General features: G+C 68.5%; 17 protein-coding genes. 8 read left to right on the top strand and 9 right to left on the bottom strand.

Annotated elements, in window-relative coordinates; translation table 11 throughout:
• Positions 1–113: 113 nt before the first annotated feature.
• Positions 114–1,553 carry an amino acid permease gene (locus ABZV58_RS26675; protein ID WP_355002897.1) on the bottom strand — a complete coding sequence of 480 codons (1,440 nt, stop codon included), beginning with the start codon at positions 1,551–1,553 and terminating at the stop codon, positions 114–116.
• Positions 1,554–1,718: 165 nt separating this feature from the next.
• Between ABZV58_RS26675 and ABZV58_RS26680 the strand changes: the two genes are divergently transcribed.
• The 3 genes from ABZV58_RS26680 (at position 1,719) to ABZV58_RS26690 (ending at position 4,646) form a co-directional block, all read left to right on the top strand.
• Entirely contained in the window at positions 1,719–2,411 is a 693-nt protein-coding gene (locus tag ABZV58_RS26680) for a TetR family transcriptional regulator (RefSeq protein ID WP_355002898.1), read from the top strand.
• Positions 2,404–3,588 (top strand): serine hydrolase, encoded by a 1,185-nt coding sequence (locus ABZV58_RS26685; protein ID WP_355002899.1) that lies wholly within the window; start codon positions 2,404–2,406, stop codon positions 3,586–3,588. The genes ABZV58_RS26680 and ABZV58_RS26685 overlap by 8 nt, the downstream gene beginning before the upstream one ends.
• Positions 3,589–3,653: 65 nt before the next feature.
• Entirely contained in the window at positions 3,654–4,646 is a 993-nt protein-coding gene (locus ABZV58_RS26690; RefSeq protein WP_355002900.1) for an LLM class flavin-dependent oxidoreductase, read from the top strand.
• A gap of 6 nt (positions 4,647–4,652) precedes the next feature.
• Here the strand turns inward: ABZV58_RS26690 and ABZV58_RS26695 are convergent, their stop codons facing one another.
• Positions 4,653–5,480: an NADPH-dependent oxidoreductase gene (locus ABZV58_RS26695; protein ID WP_355002901.1), complete on the bottom strand. Its 828-nt coding sequence runs from the start codon at positions 5,478–5,480 to the stop codon at positions 4,653–4,655.
• A 133-nt stretch (positions 5,481–5,613) separates the two neighbouring features.
• On the opposite strand from ABZV58_RS26695, the gene ABZV58_RS26700 reads away from it, so the two are divergent.
• On the top strand, positions 5,614–6,378 hold the full coding sequence (locus ABZV58_RS26700; RefSeq protein WP_355002902.1) for a siderophore-interacting protein: 765 nt from the start codon (positions 5,614–5,616) through the stop codon (positions 6,376–6,378).
• Here ABZV58_RS26700 and ABZV58_RS26705 read toward each other — a convergent pair.
• From ABZV58_RS26705 to ABZV58_RS26735, 7 genes are all read right to left on the bottom strand, one after another.
• Positions 6,375–7,109, bottom strand: a complete 735-nt coding sequence (locus tag ABZV58_RS26705) for an HD domain-containing protein (protein WP_355002903.1) — start codon at positions 7,107–7,109, stop codon at positions 6,375–6,377. The two genes, ABZV58_RS26700 and ABZV58_RS26705, sit on opposite strands and share 4 nt — an antisense overlap.
• Before the next feature lie 63 nt (positions 7,110–7,172).
• On the bottom strand, positions 7,173–8,120 hold the full coding sequence (locus ABZV58_RS26710; protein ID WP_355002904.1) for a DJ-1/PfpI family protein: 948 nt from the start codon (positions 8,118–8,120) through the stop codon (positions 7,173–7,175).
• Positions 8,121–8,180: 60 nt separating this feature from the next.
• A complete protein-coding gene (locus ABZV58_RS26715) occupies positions 8,181–8,393 on the bottom strand; it encodes a hypothetical protein (RefSeq protein ID WP_355002905.1) in 213 nt (70 codons plus the stop codon).
• Between the two features lie 139 nt (positions 8,394–8,532).
• A complete protein-coding gene (locus ABZV58_RS26720; protein WP_355002906.1) occupies positions 8,533–9,177 on the bottom strand; it encodes a hypothetical protein in 645 nt (214 codons plus the stop codon).
• A gap of 263 nt (positions 9,178–9,440) precedes the next feature.
• Positions 9,441–9,911 (bottom strand): CBS domain-containing protein, encoded by a 471-nt coding sequence (locus ABZV58_RS26725; RefSeq protein WP_355002907.1) that lies wholly within the window; start codon positions 9,909–9,911, stop codon positions 9,441–9,443.
• Positions 9,912–10,202: 291 nt separating this feature from the next.
• Positions 10,203–10,850 (bottom strand): response regulator transcription factor, encoded by a 648-nt coding sequence (locus ABZV58_RS26730; RefSeq protein ID WP_355002908.1) that lies wholly within the window; start codon positions 10,848–10,850, stop codon positions 10,203–10,205.
• 113 nt (positions 10,851–10,963) lie between these two features.
• Complete coding sequence (locus ABZV58_RS26735; RefSeq protein ID WP_355002909.1) at positions 10,964–12,190, bottom strand: PucR family transcriptional regulator; 1,227 nt, start codon at positions 12,188–12,190, stop codon at positions 10,964–10,966.
• A gap of 141 nt (positions 12,191–12,331) precedes the next feature.
• Between ABZV58_RS26735 and ABZV58_RS26740 the strand changes: the two genes are divergently transcribed.
• The 4 genes from ABZV58_RS26740 to ABZV58_RS26755 all read left to right on the top strand — a co-directional run bounded on the left by ABZV58_RS26740 (position 12,332) and on the right by ABZV58_RS26755 (position 17,381).
• Positions 12,332–13,852: an NAD(P)/FAD-dependent oxidoreductase gene (locus ABZV58_RS26740; protein ID WP_355002910.1), complete on the top strand. Its 1,521-nt coding sequence runs from the start codon at positions 12,332–12,334 to the stop codon at positions 13,850–13,852.
• A complete protein-coding gene (locus ABZV58_RS26745; protein ID WP_355002911.1) occupies positions 13,849–14,700 on the top strand; it encodes an alpha/beta fold hydrolase in 852 nt (283 codons plus the stop codon). The genes ABZV58_RS26740 and ABZV58_RS26745 overlap by 4 nt, the downstream gene beginning before the upstream one ends.
• Positions 14,701–14,782: 82 nt before the next feature.
• On the top strand, positions 14,783–15,736 hold the full coding sequence (locus ABZV58_RS26750; RefSeq protein WP_355002912.1) for a 3-hydroxyacyl-CoA dehydrogenase: 954 nt from the start codon (positions 14,783–14,785) through the stop codon (positions 15,734–15,736).
• Between the two features lie 82 nt (positions 15,737–15,818).
• Complete coding sequence (locus ABZV58_RS26755; RefSeq protein WP_355002913.1) at positions 15,819–17,381, top strand: DUF1254 domain-containing protein; 1,563 nt, start codon at positions 15,819–15,821, stop codon at positions 17,379–17,381.
• Positions 17,382–17,449 lie beyond the last annotated feature (68 nt).

Raw genomic sequence — 17,449 nt, forward strand, 5'->3', positions numbered from 1 at the left:
ACGGAATCGGACTTGCGAACCTTCGATCAACGGTAGCGAACAGGTGCCGAAATACGGATCGCCCCGCGCGGTGCGGGCGCGGAGCGATCGGTCCGATTCAGGACGGACGGCGCCTACTGGCCGACCGAGACCTCTTCCTTCTCGCGGGCGCCGCCGCCGAGCTTCTCCATCACCAGGTAGCCGCCGCACACCAGCACCGCCCACACCGCGCCGACGACGATCGCGGTGCGGCCGCTCTCGGTCCAGAACAGCAGCACCACGACGAGACCGAGGAAGGCGAGCGCCACGATCGAGGTCACCGGCGCTCCGGGCAGCCGGTAGTCGCTGGCGGGCAGCAGGCCGCGGGCGACCTTCGCGCGGTAGAGCAGATGGCAGACCAGGATCATGCCCCAGACGAAGATGATGCCGATGGTCGAGACCGAGGTGATGTAGGCGAATGCCTTGTCCGGCGAGATCACGTTGACCACCACGCCGATGACCATCGCCGCGGCCGAGGCGGTGATGCCGACGTAGGGCACCGAGCGTCCGCTCAGCTCGCCGAACCGGGCGGGCGCTTCCTGGCGCAGCGACAGGCTGCGCAGCATGCGGCCGGTGGAGTAGATCCCGGAGTTGCACGACGAGAGCGCCGCGGTGAGCAGCACGAAGTTGATGATGCCCGCGGCGGCCGGGATGCCGATCTGCTCGAACACCTCCACGAACGGGCTCTTGCCCGCGTGGAAGGACCGCCAGCTCGCCACCGACATGATGACCAGCAGCGCGCCGACGTAGAACAGGCCGATGCGGAAGGGCAGGGTGTTGATCGCCTTGCGCAGCGTGGTGCGCGGGTCGCGCGCCTCGCCCGCGGTCACGCCGACCAGCTCGACGCCGACGTAGGCGAACAGCACGATCTGCAGCACGAGCAGGGACTGGCCGAAGCCGTTCGGGAACACGCCGCCGTCGGCCCACAGGTTGGTCACCGTCGGGTCGGTCGCGCGGCCGATGCCGAAGACCAGCACGCCGATGCCGATGCCGATCATGGCCAGGATCGCGGTGACCTTGATGGCGGAGAACCAGAACTCGCCCTCGCCGAACAGCCGCACCGAGATCATGTTGGCCGCGAACATCACCGCCAGCACCACCAGCGCGGTGATCCACGGTTCGATGTCGAACCAGTACTGCACGTACTTGCCCGCGACGGTGATCTCGGCCATGCAGGTCGCGACCCACACCGCCCAGTAGGTCCAGCCGGTCACGAAACCGGCGAAGCGGCCGAGGAACTCGTGCGCGTACTCGGCGAAGCTGCCGGAGACCGGGCGGTAGGTGAGCAGCTCGCCGAGCGCGCGCATGATCACGAAGATCGCCAAGCCCGCGGCCAGATAGGCCAGGATCAGCGCCGGGCCCGCCTGTTCGATGGCGCCGCCCGCGCCGTAGAACAGGCCGGTGCCGATGGCGCCGCCGATCGCGATCATCTGGATCGTGCGCGGGTTCAGGCCGCGCGAGTAGCCCTCCTCGCCCGGTGCCGCCGAGTCGGAGACCGCCGCGTCCGCTGGTAGCCGACGGTCGGAGCCTGTCATGAATTGCGGTCCTTCCCTCATCCGAAAGATCAGCACGTCACGGTACCGGCGGCCGCCGAGCCGCCGACGGGCACGGTCCGCCCGAAGTCGCTGTTGCCCGCTTGCCCAACCTCTGTCACCATCGATGTCATCAATGATGACAACAGCGGTGACGAGAGGGTGAGGATGCCGGACAACAGCGCTCGACCGACCCGGCTGACCAGGGATCGCATCGTGGCGGCGGCGGTGCGGATCGCGGCGCGCGGGCGTCCCGACGGGCTCACCGGCCGCGCGCTCGGCGAGGAACTCGGCGTCGACCGCTCCGCCGTGTGGCGGCACTTCGCGGACAAGGACGCGCTGCTGCGCGCCGTCGGCGACCGGCTGCTGACCCTCGCCTACGAACAGGTGCCCGGCGGGCTCGATCCCAAGGCTCGGCTGGAGGCGCTGGCCAGGGCGGTCGTGGCGGTCTTCGTGGGGCACCCGTACGTCGGCTCGGCGATCGCCTCGCGCACGACGAGGGGGCCCGGCGAGTTCGCGGTGGTCGACATGATGCTCACGGCGTTGGCCGAGCTCGGCCTCTCCCCCGACGACGTGGTCCGCTACCAGCGCATGCTCGCCGTCAGCGTCTTGTCCTACGCCGGTGTAAGCGCGGGTTACGCGGTGTTGCCGCAGAAGGTCCGCGATGCCGATGAAAGGGCTTGGACGCGTGAGTATTTCGCCCTCGACGCCGAGGAGTATCCGGGCATCGCCGAATACTCCGCGCGGCTGGCCGACGTCGGGCCGGACGCGGTGCTGGACACCATGATCGAGGCTTTCTGGACCGCGGTCGACGCGCGCACCCTGTCGAACACCAACGAGCGGAACGATTCTCATGACTGACCAGCCCACCCCCTCCCGGCTGCGCCGTTACGCGCCGCGGATCGTCCTGGTCCTCGGTGTGCTCGTGGCCGTGGCGATCGGCGCCGTCTTCGCCGCCACGCCGCTGCTGCGCATTCCGGGGCCGACCACGCTCGCGCACCTGCTGAGCGATCCCCCATCCACGCAGGGCGGCCTGTTCGAGAGCCGGACCGTCCCGGCCGCACCGACCCCGCGCCCCTTCCCCGCCGCACCGGCGCCGCTGCCGGACACGGTGCCGTGGAAGGGTTCTCGCGTTCCGGTCGCGGAATTCCTCGCGGCCACCGGCACCAACTCGTTCCTGGTGGTGCGTGACGGCAAGCTGTCCACCGAGTGGTACCGCTCCGGCGTCGGGCCGACGACCAAGCAGTCTTCCTGGTCGGTGGCGAAATCCGTTGTGTCCCTGCTGGTCGGCCGCGCCGTCGAAGCGGGCGAGCTGCGCGAGGAGGACCGGCTCGTCGACATCCTGCCCGAGCTCGCCAACGGCACCGAGTACGACACCATCACCATCCGTCAGCTGCTGGACATGGCCTCCGGCGTCGACGTCTCCGAGAACTACAACCCGTACTGGCCGCTGACCGGCACGGCACGCATGTATCTCACCGAGGACCTGGCCGATTTCGTCAGCGACCACCGCGCCCTGCGGTTCGCACCGGGTAGCCGCGGCGATTACCGCAGTGTGGACACCCAGCTGCTCGGCATGGCGCTGGCCAAGGTCGCAGGCAAGCCGCTCGGTGAGCTTCTCGCCCAACAGATCTGGGCTCCGATCGGCGCCGAGGACGACGCGCTGTGGAATCTCGACAGGGCGGGCGGACAGGAGAAGGCGTTCTGCTGCCTCAACGCCACCGCTCGCGACTTCGCCAAGATCGGTCAGCTGGTGCTCGACGGCGGCCGGGTCGGCGCGACCCAGGTGATCCCGCCGGCGTGGATCGAGCGGATCTCCACGCCCGCGCCGCTGCCCGTCATCGACTGGGGCTACGGCGCGCAGTGGTGGCACCCGACGGGCGCCGAACCCGATCTCATGGCCATCGGCGTCTACGGCCAGTACATCTACGTCGACCCGCCGAGCCGCACGGTCATCGTCAAGCTCAGCGACCACGGCACCACCCAGGACGAAGCGGAGACGATCGCGGTCTTCCGCGCCCTCGCCGCCGCGGGCTGACGCGCCGGAAATATGTCGGTGACGCGGGGCGTTCTGCAGTTGGCCGTCTACTTCGGAGGAGCCGCATGATCGACGTCCCGCTGTCCGTCCTGGACCTCGCGCCCGTGCAGACCGGCGCGAGCCCCGGCGAGGCGCTGGCCGCCACCACGCAACTGGCGCGGCGGACCGAGGCCTTGGGCTATCGACGGTTCTGGGTGGCCGAGCACCACAACATGCCGGGCATCGCCAGCTCCTCGCCGAGCGTGGTCATCGCGCACTTGGCGGCGGCGACAACGGCGATCCGGGTGGGTTCGGGCGGGGTCATGCTGCCCAACCACGCGCCGCTCGTGGTGGCCGAGCAGTTCGGCACCCTCGACGCCCTGCACCCGGGCCGGATCGATCTCGGCATCGGCCGCGCGCCCGGCACCGACCAGGCCACCGCGCTGGCGCTGCGGCGCACCAGCGAGGGACTGTCGGCGGAATCGTTCCCCAGCGAGCTGGCCGATCTGCTGCGGTACTTCCGCGGCGCGGGTCCCGGCGGCATCACCGCGACGCCGGGCCGCGGCGCGGAACCGGAGATCTGGTTGCTCGGTTCCAGCGGGTACAGCGCGCAGGTGGCGGCGGTGCTCGGTGTGCGTTTCGCCTTCGCCCACCACATCAGCCCGAACAACACCGAGGCCGCGCTCGCGCTGTACCGCAACAGCTTCCGGCCCTCCGAGCATCTCGAGCAGCCGTACGCCATGGTGGCCTTCTCGGCGATCTGCGCCGACACCGACGAACAGGCCGACGCCATGGCGCGTCCGCGCGATCTGGCCTTCCTGTCCCTGATGTCCGGGCGGCCGCGGGCGTTGCCCACGCCGGAGGAGGCTGCGGCTTTCCGTCCCTCCGAGCGGGAAAGTCACTTCATCGAACAGCGTCGCGCCGGTCAGGTGATGGGCTCGCCGGAGACGGTGCGCGGTCAACTCGACGATCTGCTGCGGCGCACCGAAGCCGACGAGCTGATGCTCAACACCCTCGTCTACGACATCGAGGACCGCGCCCGCTCCTTCGAGCTGATCGCCAAAGCCGCTGCTGTTTGACGGCTTTCAGTGCAACGGGAAACCGTGACCGGCCAGCGCCTCGCGCAGCCGGTCGCGGCCGTTCAAGCTCCGGGCCGAGGCCAGACGGTCCAGCACGCGCTCGGTCCAGGAGTGCGCGAGCCCCTGCTCGGCGTAGAACTCGGCGATCCGTTCCTCGTACCGCGCGACGTGCTCGCGCTGGTCCGCCAGCTCGTAGGCTTCGTGGTGCAGCACCGCGGCCTGCGGCAAGCGCGGCTTCACCGCGGCCTGCTCGACCGGGTCCGGATGGCCGACCACCAAGCCGAACACCGCGAAAACCTGTGGCGGCAGGCGCAATTCGGCGGCGACCTGTTCGGGCTTGTTGCGCAGCGCACCGATGTAGACGGTGCCGAGCCCGAGCGATTCCGCCGCGACGACCGCGTTCTGCGCGGCGAGTGCGGCATCGATGAAACCGACGTAGCTGGATTCGAGGTAGTCCGCGCCGTCCAGCGGGGCGTCGCGGTCGTCGGCGAGCTGGCGCAGCCTGGCGAAGTCGGCGGTCCACACCAGCAGCACCGGCGCCTGCTCGATGTGCGCCTGCCCGCCCGCCAGCGCGGCAAGGCGTGCCTTGCGCGCTTCGTCGCGGACCGCGATCACGCTCCACACCTGGAGGTTGGACGAGGTCGGCGCGGATTGCGCGGCGGAGATCAGCAGCCGCAGCGTGTCGTCCGACACCGGATCGGGCAGGTAGCGGCGCACCGACCGATGTTCGTGCAGCACCCGCAGGACCGGATTCCACTGGGCGGGTTCGACCGGGGCCGCGTCGCGGTAGCGCTGGCGCAGGGCATCGGTCGGTGTCGGCGCGATCTGGGTCATGCCCTCATCTTGGCGACGGACCGGCTGCGCGTCTGCGGTAACCCTCACTGTGAGCCGAACAGCACCCCGGCACTTCGGAAGGAGGGGTACGGTTGGTAAGGCATACCTAAATACCTACTCTCGGGAGGTTACCTTGGCACGCCCCCGCACTACCCTCACCGTGCTGCGTACCGAATGGCTGACCCCGCATCTGGTCCGCGTCCACTTCGGTGGACCGGGCTTCGCCGCGTTCCAGCCCAGCGAGTGCACCGACTCCTACGTCAAGTTCATCTTCCCGCGCGACGGCGTCGAGGTGCTGCGCACCTACACCGTCCGTTCGGTGGACGTCGAGGCCGGAGTGCTCGCCGCGGACTTCGTCTTCCACGGTTCCGAGGGCATCGCGGGCCCCTGGGCGGCCTCGGTGCAGCCCGGCGAGACCATCGACGCCTACGGTCCCGGCGGGGCGTACTCGCCGCGCGCCGACGCGGACTGGCACCTGCTCGCCGGTGACGAAGCGGCGCTGCCCGCGATCGCGGTCGCGCTGGAGGCGATGGCCGACGATGCCGTCGGCCATGCCTTCGTCGAGGTGTCGGGACCGGACGACGAGCTCGAGCTGGACAAGCCCGGGGGCGTCGAGCTCACCTGGCTGCACCGCGGCGCGCGGCCGACGGGCGAACTGCTCGCCGAAACCGTGCGGGCTACGCCGTGGCGGGACGGCCAGGTCCAGGTGTTCATCCACGGTGAGGCGCAGGCGGTGATGCACGACCTGCGCCGCTACATCCGCAGGGAACGGCAGGTGCCCGCGGAGTGGGCCGCGTCGATCTCGGGCTACTGGCGCAGGGGCCGGACCGAAGAGGGTTTCCGCGAGTGGAAAGCCGATCTGGCCGCCAAGGAGACGGTCGGGTCGGCGCGCGCCTAGTCTCCCCAACCGCTCATGCCAAGGATCGCGTCCCAAGTCAGGTAGGGCAGCTCCGGATGCCGCTGCCGGAGGATTTCGCCCGGCAGCGAGCCGGGCGGCGCCTTGCGCGGATTCGCCAGCGCCTGTGTTTCGACGGAGTCGGCGAGTGCCCGGCTGCCGCCGAGCCTGGGGTAGCGCGCGTGCACCAGGTCGGCGTAGCCGGGTGGAAAATCGGCCGGACTTGCGCCGATGTCCAGGCCGATGCCCTCCACCGCGATCCAGATCTCCGGTCGGCGTCGGCGTCGGTAGACGGGCGAATCGCTGAGGCCCGAGGTGTGCGCGGCGATCGCATCCCACACGTCGTCGACCCGGTCGTCGGTGACGCCGTTGTCCTCCAGGAAGCGGGCGGCGTAGTCCGCGCCGTCGACCTCGAAACGCTGGTCGCCGTTGGCGATCTCACCGAGGCCGATGTCGTGCAGCGCGCAGATCAGATACATCAGCTCCTCGTCGTAGCCGGTTCCGGGCGCGAGACCGTGCTGGGCCGCGACGGCGCGGGAGAACAGAAATCCGCGCACGCTGTGATTGCGCAGGTGCGGCGCCAGCTCGCGGTCGATCAACTCGCTCGCCTTGCGTGCCAGCGGCGTGGACGGCAGCGCGAGCGGATCCGCCTGTGCCAGCGCGTGATCGGCGGACCACGCGAACGCGACGGCCGCCGAAGCGGCGCCGAGGGCGGTGCGACGTGACATGGACATGGGTCTCCCCTGGTTCGATGAAATACGCCGTCGCGCCGCGAAATACGGCGCACGGATGGGGATTCAGCGCGCTGCGGCGCGGAATCTGTTGCGGTAGTCGGTCGGCGTGACGCCGAGCCGTTTGAGGAAGGTGCGTCGCATGGTCTCCTCGGAGCCGAGACCGCTGCGGCGTGCGACGGTCGCCACGCCGTCGTCGCCCGCCTCCAGCAGGCGCTGGGCCGACTCGATCCGGGCCCGCTCCACGTACTGGGCCGGGGTCATGCCGATTTCCTTGCGGAACAGCCTGGTCAGGTGACGTTCGCTCACCGCGGCGCGCGCCGCGAGCGCCGCCAGGCTGTGGTCGGCCGCGGGGTCGGCGACGACGGAATCCACCGCCGCGCGCAGTCCGCCCGCCCGCGGCGTCGCGATGCCGGTGTGCAGGCTGAACTGCGACTGGCCGCCCGGGCGGCGCAGGAAGACCACGAGGTGCTTGGCGATCGAGCGCGCCGCCTCGGCCCCGTGATCCTCCTCGACCAGCGCCAGCGCCATGTCGATGCCCGCGCTCACACCCGCGGAGGTGACGATCCGGCCGTCGCGCACGTAGATCGCGTCCGGTTGCACGGCGACGCGCGGAAATCGTTGCGCCAGTTCGGCACACGCCAGCCAGTGCGTGGTCGCCCGCCGTCCGTCCAGCAGACCCGCCTCGGCGAGCACGAGGGCGCCGGTGCAGACCGACGCCACGCGGCGCGCGCTCGGCGCGGCGGCGCCGACCGATCGCACCAGGGCCGGTGGCAGTGGACCGTCGACCGCGTAGCCCGGCACGAGCAGGGTGTCGGCGTGCGAGGCGAGTTCGTCGATCGAGCCCTCGACTCCGAGCGGCACGCCGACATCGGCGCGCACCGGCGCGCCGTCCGGCGAGGCGAATCGGACCCGATGCCCCGCCCAGTGCAGGACCTGCACGGGTCCGGCGACGTCGAGCAGCAGCACGCCCTCCGCGATCGCCACCACCACGTCGCCCCGGTCCTGTTCCATACAGCCAGTCTGGGCGGGGGCGTGCCTGTCCACAAGGACACGTAACCCTCGGATCCGGACCTAGGCCCTGTCTCGTTCGGCTTCCAGGTGCGGGCCCCGATAGCGTCCGTGCCAGTCGATCCATTCGTCGGCGTGCAGCCATCCCGGCGGTTCGGCGATCTTGTCGCAGCCCCCGCGGTAGATGTCGCCGCACACGAAGGCGATCGGCCGCCCGTCCGCGCACGCTGTCTCCAGCCCATTGCCGAACCGATCGACAACTACCGCATCCGTCACGCCGCCACCCCATCCTCGCGTGACCACACGCCGAAAGCGATTCTCGCGCAGAGGAAGTCGACGCCACCTGCGCCAGCCATCCGGGGTTGAACTCGTCGGCCGAGGCCGAACCCGCCGAATCGGTTCGACCGGCGAACCCTCAGCGATCCACTGCGGCGGGTTCGCCTATCGGGCTCTGCGCGGGGCGATGGACGGTGCGGAAGCCGGGGAGGTGGCGGTCGACGGCGGGGATCATCAGTTGGATCAGCGGGCCGATGCCGAAGGCGTAGACGAGGGTGCCGAGGCCGACGCTGCCGCCGAGGAGCCAGCCGGTGACGAGGACCGTCACCTCGATGGTGGTGCGGATCGTCCGGACGGACCAGCCGGTGCGGCGAACCAGGCCAGTCATCAGGCCATCGCGCGGGCCGGGGCCCATGCCCGCGCCGATGTAGGCGACGGTGGCGGCGGCGTTGAGCACGACGGCCGCGAGCATGGCGGCGATCCGCACCGGCAGTGACTCCCACGTGGGCAACAGCCACAGCCCGACGTCCACCGACAACCCGATCACCACGATGTTGCTGACCGTGCCGAGCCCGGGGCGCTGCCGCAACGGAATCCAGGCGAGCAGAACCACCGCGCCGGTCACCGCGGTCACCGCGCCGAAGCTGAGCGGGACGTGCTCGGCGACGCCCTGATGGAAGACGTCCCACGGGTCGAGCCCGAGCCCGGCGCGCACCATCACCGCCATGGAGAACCCGTACATCCACAATCCGCTGTAGAGCGCGACCAACCGCCGAAAAAGCATTGGCTCAGCATGACGATCACTGGCCTGGAAAAACAGAGCCAGTCGCCAATAACTGGCCCACTATGTGTCCCGTACTACCAGTCCACCAAATCACCCCGCGCGCGCTCCCCGAACTGCCGCGGGTTGGTGTAGGCCGCGCACAGAGCCTGCGCGCCGTCGCCCGGATGTGTGATGCGCCGGGCAGCGCGACACTTCCGGGATCGACTCAGCGGAGCCGGGGCGCCCGGCTCGAGACGCACGCCGATGACCGTTGACGCCAGTCGCTACGGTGCGTCGCGTTGGTCGGTGGTGTCGGAAGTCGCGGCCGGAAGATGCTGCGCGCACACCGCTTCGACGAACTCGCCGACCGTTTGATCGGGCATGCGGCGCGCCAGGTCGGCTTCGGTGATGATGCCGACGAGGCGGCCGCGCTCGGTCACCGGCAGCCGCCGGATCTGGTAGCGCTCCATGAGCGCGAGCGCGTCGCCGATATCCGCACCCGCGTCGATGGTGTGCAGTGCTTCCGCGCCCTGAGCCAGCTCACCGGCCGTCGTGGTCCGCGGGGTCTGGCCGAGGGCTATGCACTTCACGACGATGTCACGATCCGTGACTATGCCGACTGGACGACCTTCCCCGTCGCAGATCGGCAGCGCGCCCACATCCAGTTGGTGCATCCGCTGAGCCGCGGTCTGCATGGTGTCGCGCACGTTGAGACAGGCCACTTCGGAGTGCATGATCATCTGCGCGGTCGTCATCGCAGGTCTCCCTTCTTGCCTCGAGATGTAGACAGGCAGTCCGCAGGTCGCGGTGCCCAGGACCTCGATAGGGCATACCCCCGAATCGGGTACTCACCGGTCGCGGACGGCGATGTTCCGAAGCGGGCATGCGTTTCCCTATGCCGACCAGGCCGTATGCCGGCGCGGGGCGCGCATGGTCGTTTCACATCGAGCGGATCGGAAGCCCGTAGCTGGCTGGTACCCGCGAGCATCCCCGATGATGGTCGACTGGCTTCGCAGTCGGCTCGCAGCGGCCTGATAGGTCCGCGTTCAGTCCCGGTTGGCGGGCGGGTTCAGCTTCGACGCCAGCACCGCCGCCTGGGTACGCCGCTCCACACCCAGCTTCGTCAGCAGCCGCGACACATAGTTCTTCACCGTCTTCTCCGCCAAGAACATTCGTTGCGCGATCTGCCGGTTGGTCAACCCCTCGCCGAGCAACCCCAGCAGAACACGCTCCTGATCGGTCAGCCCCGCCAGCGGACCCGACTTGGCCTCGGCCTCCTCACGCAACTTCGCCATCAAGGCGGCCGCGGCCCGATTGTCCAGCAGCGATTTGCCCGCACCGACATCCCGGATCGCATCCACCAGGTCCGTCGTTCCGATGTCCTTGACCACATAGCCACTGGCACCAGCCAAAATCGCGTCCAGCATGGCCTGCTCGTCGGTGAACGAGGTCAACATCAAACACCGCAACTCCGGCCGCTGATCGAGCAACTCACGACACAACTCGATGCCATTACCGTCGGGCAACCGCACATCCAGCACCGCGACATCCGGCTGCAACGCCGGAATCCGCGCCAATGCCTGGGAGATACTGCCCGCCTCCCCCACAACGTCCATATCGGACTCGGCGCCGATCAAATCGGCCACCCCGCGCCGCACGATGTGGTGATCGTCCACCAAGAACACCTTGATCATGTCCATCCACCTCCACCAGCCATGCTCTCAGCGTACGAAGCTATCCGCCGGATCGGGCCGAAGTTGGACCTCGGTCTGGTGACCGAAGGTCCTCGAGCCAGCCGGGCGTCGGGTCAGACACCTGCCCCGCGCCAGTTCAGCACCTCGAGCGCCACCGCGACGGACACGACGTTGTCGTCCAGTGGTCGCGGGAGGAGCTCTTGGGCACGGGCGAGTCGACGCAACAGCGTGTTGCGGTGCGTGTACAGGCGTGCCGCGGCGCGTGCGGCGTTGCATCGTTCCTGGATGAAGACCAGCACGCTCGCGCGCAGATCCGGATCGGCGAAGGCGAGGTCTCCCAGGGTGTTCCGGACGAATTCGTCGGCGTGGTCGGCGTCCTGGGTGAGCAGGGAAACCATTTGAACTGCCTCGAAACTGACCACGCGTTGCGCTGAATGCAGGCGCGCCACCATGCGCTGGGTGGTCAGCGCGTCCAGGTGGCTGCGCCGGAAACCGTCGAGCCCTTGTCCGAGGGGACCGATGGCGACGCGGACCGCCGGGATCGTCTCCATCGCCGCCTGTAATCGGCTCGGGTCGGGGGCGTGGGGGCCGGGAATCCAGACCCACAGGGTCGCGGCGCTGGCGATCACGGTCAGCGGACGCGAGGCTCCGGCCGCGCGGGCGAGGGCTTCGGCGGCGCGTTCCAGGTCACCCGGATCGGCGGTGGGGTCGGGGTTCCAGACGACGGCCGCGGTGTGGTGCTGATCGAGGTTGTAGCCGAGGCGGGCCTCGGCGCGCTGACGCGTGATAGGGGCGCCGTCGAGGATCAGCGCGACGGTCTCGCGTCGCTCGGCGTGGTTGCCGCGGGTCAGCTCCTCGCGCTCGAGCCGCATCTGGGCCCAAACGGCGGCGATCGTCGTGTCGAGGAACCCGAACACCGACCGGGCGGAAACGTCGAGCAGTTCGCACAACTCCTCGTGGTCGGACGTCGCTTCGAAAGCGAGGGCCATCCACTTCCGCCATGCGGTGTTCTGGCCCATCCGATAGGCGTCCAGCGTCGACTCGTTGAGTCCGCGGCGCACCAGGTCCCGGGCGATACGCAGGGGTTCGGGATCGAGGTTGGGCGACACCGGCATCCCCGGATCGCGGATGTTCGCCGTCACCCAGTGCAGGAGGTTGGCGCGGTTCAGCCGACTCACCGTGGCACGTAGCTCGGGGTCGTCGGCGAACGCTCGCATGTTCACCGCCGACAGCGTCGCGTTGTCCATGTCGGTGATCCACTCCGGTGCGGCGTTCAGGGCGGCCTGAGCGCATCGGCTGATCAACTCACGCACGCGTTCGGACGGTTCTGGCCAGGACATGCGGCCATCGTACGACGTCGTCGATGGTGCGGATAGCACCACATATCGATGAATCTGGTGCTGATCGCCCTTGCGACAGTGAGCCCAGTCACAGGATTCTGTTTGACGGATCACCTACCGAAACAATCACGGAGTTCACCAATGCTTCGCTTTCCCGTCACAGCAGAGTTCGACCACGTCGACGTGTTGGTCGTCGGCGCCGGAATCTCCGGCATCGGCATGGGCCGCTATCTGGCGACCGAGCAACCGGGGCGGACGTTCGCGATCGTCGACGGTCGCGACGCGATCGGTGGGACCTGGGACCTGTTCCGCTATCCGGGCATCCGGTCGGACTCCGATCTGCACACCTTCGGATACGAGTTCAAGCCGTGGACCAGCGACAACGCGATCGCCGACGCGGACGAGATCCTCGACTACCTGCACGAGGCGGTCGCCGAGAACGATCTCGCTCGCCGGATCCACCTGGGGCACAAGGTGTTACGCGCGGACTTCGCGTCCGAGGACGCCCGGTGGACGGTCACCCTGCGGCGCACCAGCGACGGCGAGCAGTTCGACGTCACCTGCGACGTCTTGTTCAGCGCCGCCGGTTACTACGACCATTCCGGCGGGTACACACCGCGATTCGAGGGCACCGAGGACTTCGGCGGTCTGATCGTTCATCCTCAGCAGTGGCCGCGGGATCTCGACTATTCCGGCAAGAAGGTCGTCGTCATCGGTAGCGGCGCGACAGCCGTGACGCTCGTCCCGGCGATGGCCGACCGCGCCGCCCACGTCACGATGCTGCAGCGCTCCCCGTCCTATGTCGTGCCGGTCCCGCGCCGCGACCCGATCGCCAACGCATTGCGACGCCTGCTTCCGGACGCCGTCGCCTACCGGATCACGCGCCGGATGAACACCGCCCGCCAGTCGCTGATCTACCACGGCAGCCGCCGCTACCCGGCCCTGGTCCGGCGCCTGATCCGCGGTCTCAACGCCCGCGCCCTGCCCGCCGGGTACGCGGTCGACACGCACTTCAGCCCGACCTACGACCCGTGGGATCAGCGGATGTGCATGGTCCCCGACTCCGACCTGTTCACGGCGATCTCGCGGGGCGAGGCGTCGGTCGTCACCGATCGCATCGCGCGGTTCACCCCGCGGGGACTTCTGCTCGAGTCGGGCACCGAACTCGAGGCCGACGTCGTCGTCACGGCCACCGGCCTGCGATTGCTGGCATTCGGCGGGATCGAGCTCCATGTCGACGGACGACAGATCGACATCCACGACAGCCTCATCTACAAGGGCATGATGCTCGCAGGCGTCCCGAACTTCGCCTTCGCCATCGGGTACACCAACGCGTCGTGGACGCTGAAAGTCGACCTGGTCTGTGACCATCTGTGCCGGATGCTCGCCCACATGGATCGCCACGGCTACACCGCCGTCACCCCGCTCGGGGACCCGGCCACGCCGCGGCGACCGCTGTTCGACATGGCCGCCGGCTACATGCAACGCTCGGTGCGGCTGTTCCCGCAGCACGGCTCGGACGGACCGTGGAAGCTCGCGCCCAGCTACGCCGCCGATCGCGCCCGGTTGCGCAACGCTCCGGTGGAGCATCCGGCATTGCGTTTCACCACGGCACGCGCCGCGGCGGACGGCCCGGCCACCGAGGCGGCAGCGATCGCATGAGCACGCCCGCCTATCTCACCGTCGACGGTCTGCGCAACCGCGTCCGCGTCGACGGCGATCCCGACCACCCGCCCGTTCTCTTGCTGCACGGCATCGGGCGCAGTCTGGAGGATTGGGCGCCCCAATTCCAGCGGTTGGGCGGTGCCCACCGGGTGATCGCGGTCGATCTCCCCGGCTTCGGATTCTCCGACCGTCCACATGAGCCCATGACGCTACCGGTGCTCGCACGCGGGGTGGCCGACCTGCTCGACACCTGGGGTGAGCGGCGGCCGGTGCACGTCATCGGGAATTCGCTCGGTGGTGCGGTCGCGTTGCGGCTGCTCGCGTCTCGCCCCGAACGCGTGGCGAGCCTGGTTCTCGTCGACAGCGCGGCCTTCGGCTCGGAGGTCACCGCCCTGCTCAGACTTCTGGCCCTGCCGCGCATCGGCAGGATCGCCACTCGCCGCACGACCCGCGCCGCCGCCGTCTTGACCGAACGCGCCATCTTCGCCGATCCGTCGTTGGCGACCAGGGAGCGAATCGACCACGCCCTCGCCATAGCCCGCCAACACGACCGTGGCACCGTCATGCACGAGACGGCGCATGCGCTCGCGACCGGTCGGGGAGTCAGAGCCGAGTGGCGAGCCGAGCTGATGGCGGAGGTGGCCGCGCATCCCCGCCCCACCATGATCGTCTGGGGAGATCGCGATCGGATCCTTCCCGCGCATCACCTGACAGCGGCCCGCCGATTGATCCCGCACGCCGAGACCTTCCTGTTCGAGGGAATCGGCCACATGCCGCAGATCGAGTGCCCGGACGAGTTCGCCGCACTGGTGCTGGACTTCCTCGCCCGCACTACCAATCGCTGACCGCACCCGATCCCGCCGACCAGGCCCGGTAGCGCCGCTCCACCGCAGTGAAATCACAACCAATCAACCGAAGGGAATACCTATGTCCGTTCTCGACGAAGTCGCGGTGCTCGGCGCCGGAGTACTCGGCGGGCAGATAGCCTGGCACTCGGCCTTCAAAGGGAAAACCGTTGTCGTCTACGACATTTCCCAGGAGGCGCTGGACCGATGCCGGGTCGCTCATGAGCAGTACGCGGCGATCTACCTCGCCGAGGTCGGCGCGTCGGAGAGCGACATCGCCGACACTCGCGCGCGGCTGACCTACACGACCAGCCTCGCCTCGGCGGTGTCCGCCAAGGATCTGGTGATCGAAGCCGTCCCCGAGATCCCCGAAGTCAAGACCCAGGTGTATCGCGATATGGCGGGTTTGCTGGATCAGCACACGCTCATCGCTACGAACTCCTCGACCCTGCTGCCACGCGATTTCGCCGAGGCCACCGGCCGTCCCGACAAGTACTGCGCGCTGCACTTCGCCAATCTGATCTGGGCACTCAATGTCGCCGAGGTCATGGCGCACCCCGGCACGGCCGACAGCACACTGGTCGCGATCACCGAATACGCGATCGAGATCGGGATGCTGCCGATACCGGTCGGCAAGGAACAGAACGGCTACGTCCTCAACACCTGGTTCGTGCCACTGCTGCACGCCGCACAAACGTTGGTCACCAACGGCGTCGCCACCCCGGAAGACGTCGACCGATCGTTCCTGATCGCGAATCCGGGAGCTTCGCGCGGCCCGATGGCGATGCTCGACGTTGTCGGCATGAAGACCGCGCACGACGTGATGCGCTATTGGGGCGGCGTACACGGCGATCGGCAAATGATCGCCAACGCCGACTATCTCGCGCAGAACTTCCTCGACCGGGGCCTGCTCGGCATACAGACCGGCCGGGGTTACTACAGCTACCCCGACCCCGCCTACAGCGATCCCGGATTTCTTGCCGTCCCCGACATCTCCGACGCCGTCGAAATCGCCACTCGCGCTCGGCTCACCTAGCAGCGACGTCAGGACGGCTGCGGCGACCAGCCAACCCCATCACCTCGTCCCGACCCATTCTCGATCGAGAGGTACTCCGACAATGTCGACGAAGACAGTGCCAACCCTCGCACCAGCCGGTGAGCGCGTCGTACGCCCCGATCCGGTTCGCCGAGTCCCTCGAAAACGTGGGCCGCACGGCACGAGGAAGGTGAACGGCGTGACGGGCAGAAACCTGGCGAGTGTAGTCGCCGTCCTCGCTCTGCTCGTCGGCATGCTTTCCGCGTGCGGCAAGAGTGACAGCACCGAGTCGGGCGAGCGCTCCGCTGCCGAGTTCGCGGCGGTGGCTGTCGATGCCTACACCTACGCGTACCCGCTGGTGACGATGGAGTACACCCGACGGGGGTTCACCAACGTCGCGTCTCCCGACGGCAGCCACGCCCCGCAGGGGCAATTCGTCCGCAAACGCGAATATCCGGACGCGCAATTCCGGGGTGTCACCGCCCCCAACGCCGACACCCTGTACACCACGGCATGGTTCGATGTAGCCAAGGAACCGTGGATTGTCAGCGTGCCCGATATGGGTGACCGTTACTACCTGTTGCCGATGCTCGACGGCTGGACCAACGTGTTCGCCTCTCCGGGCAGCCGCACCACCGGCACCAGGGCCCAAACCTTCGCGATCACGGGGCCGAACTGGAAAGGCACCCTGCCCGCCGGTGTCACCGCGTACAAGTCGCCGACCGACATGGTGTGGCTACTCGGTCGTATCTACTCCACCGGCACCCCCGAGGACTACGCGGCCGTGCATGCGTTGCAGGATCGGATCACCGCGGTGCCGCTGTCGTCCTACGGGCAGCCGTACACTCCGCCGCTCGGCACGGTCGACCCGGCGGTCGACATGAAGACCGCCGTCCGCGATCAAGTCAACGCGCTGGACGGGGCGTCCTTCTTCGAACTGTTCGCCGACCTGCTCGCGACCAACCCGCCGTCCTCCGACGACGCCGCGATGCTCGCCACACTGGGCGAACTGGGCATCGTGCCCGGCCGGGACTTCGACGCCACCACACTCGATCCGGCGGTGACCAAAGCCATCGCCGACGCACCGCAATCCGCGCAGGCCAGAATCATGGCCTGGACGAAGGACGGCGTGGCCGCCGGTGACATCTCGTTCCAGAACGGCTGGCTGTTCACCACCGAAACCGGCCAGTACGGCACGAACTACGTCCACCGCGCCTACATCACCGCCATCGGACTGGGTGCCAATCTGCCACAAGACGCCATCTATCCCGTGTCGGAGGGACCGAGCCCGACGCAGACGTACAGCGGCGCCAACAAATACGTCATGCACTTCGACAAGGGACAACTGCCGCCTGCCAAGGGCTTCTGGTCGCTGACGATGTACGACGCCAACTACTTCTTCGTCGCCAATCCGCTCAACCGATACACCTCGAGCGCGCGCGACCCGCTGAAGGTGAATCCGGACGGTTCGGTCGACCTGTACATCCAGGCCGACTCCCCGGGTGCGGACAAGGAATCGAACTGGCTCCCGGCGCCCAAGGATCGGTTCAACCTCATGTTGCGGATGTTCTGGCCGACAGAGAATTCGCCGTCACTGCTCGACGGAAGCTGGAAAATTCCGGCGGTCGTCCAAGTCGCCGCGTAATCGCTCGCCATACACATCCCCTCGGTAGCTGGATCCTCTACCGGCACCGAGGGGGTACACCCAGAACT

Origin of the sequence: Nocardia sp. NPDC004654 (assembly GCF_040609595.1) — a bacterium.
GTDB lineage: Bacteria > Actinomycetota > Actinomycetes > Mycobacteriales > Mycobacteriaceae > Nocardia.

Bases quoted from the DNA above. Each gene is read 5' to 3' on its own strand.
- ABZV58_RS26675 (WP_355002897.1), bottom strand. From the start codon at position 1,553: ATGACAGGCTCCGACCGTCGGCTACCAGCGGACGCGGCGGTCTCCGAC.
- ABZV58_RS26730 (WP_355002908.1), bottom strand. From the start codon at position 10,850: ATGATCAAGGTGTTCTTGGTGGACGATCACCACATCGTGCGGCGCGGG.
- ABZV58_RS26710 (WP_355002904.1), bottom strand. From the start codon at position 8,120: ATGGAACAGGACCGGGGCGACGTGGTGGTGGCGATCGCGGAGGGCGTG.
- ABZV58_RS26690 (WP_355002900.1), top strand. From the start codon at position 3,654: ATGATCGACGTCCCGCTGTCCGTCCTGGACCTCGCGCCCGTGCAGACC.
- ABZV58_RS26725 (WP_355002907.1), bottom strand. From the start codon at position 9,911: ATGACGACCGCGCAGATGATCATGCACTCCGAAGTGGCCTGTCTCAAC.
- ABZV58_RS26720 (WP_355002906.1), bottom strand. From the start codon at position 9,177: ATGCTTTTTCGGCGGTTGGTCGCGCTCTACAGCGGATTGTGGATGTAC.
- ABZV58_RS26680 (WP_355002898.1), top strand. From the start codon at position 1,719: ATGCCGGACAACAGCGCTCGACCGACCCGGCTGACCAGGGATCGCATC.
- ABZV58_RS26705 (WP_355002903.1), bottom strand. From the start codon at position 7,109: ATGTCCATGTCACGTCGCACCGCCCTCGGCGCCGCTTCGGCGGCCGTC.
- ABZV58_RS26740 (WP_355002910.1), top strand. From the start codon at position 12,332: ATGCTTCGCTTTCCCGTCACAGCAGAGTTCGACCACGTCGACGTGTTG.
- ABZV58_RS26755 (WP_355002913.1), top strand. From the start codon at position 15,819: ATGTCGACGAAGACAGTGCCAACCCTCGCACCAGCCGGTGAGCGCGTC.
- ABZV58_RS26745 (WP_355002911.1), top strand. From the start codon at position 13,849: ATGAGCACGCCCGCCTATCTCACCGTCGACGGTCTGCGCAACCGCGTC.
- ABZV58_RS26735 (WP_355002909.1), bottom strand. From the start codon at position 12,190: ATGTCCTGGCCAGAACCGTCCGAACGCGTGCGTGAGTTGATCAGCCGA.
- ABZV58_RS26685 (WP_355002899.1), top strand. From the start codon at position 2,404: ATGACTGACCAGCCCACCCCCTCCCGGCTGCGCCGTTACGCGCCGCGG.
- ABZV58_RS26695 (WP_355002901.1), bottom strand. From the start codon at position 5,480: ATGACCCAGATCGCGCCGACACCGACCGATGCCCTGCGCCAGCGCTAC.
- ABZV58_RS26750 (WP_355002912.1), top strand. From the start codon at position 14,783: ATGTCCGTTCTCGACGAAGTCGCGGTGCTCGGCGCCGGAGTACTCGGC.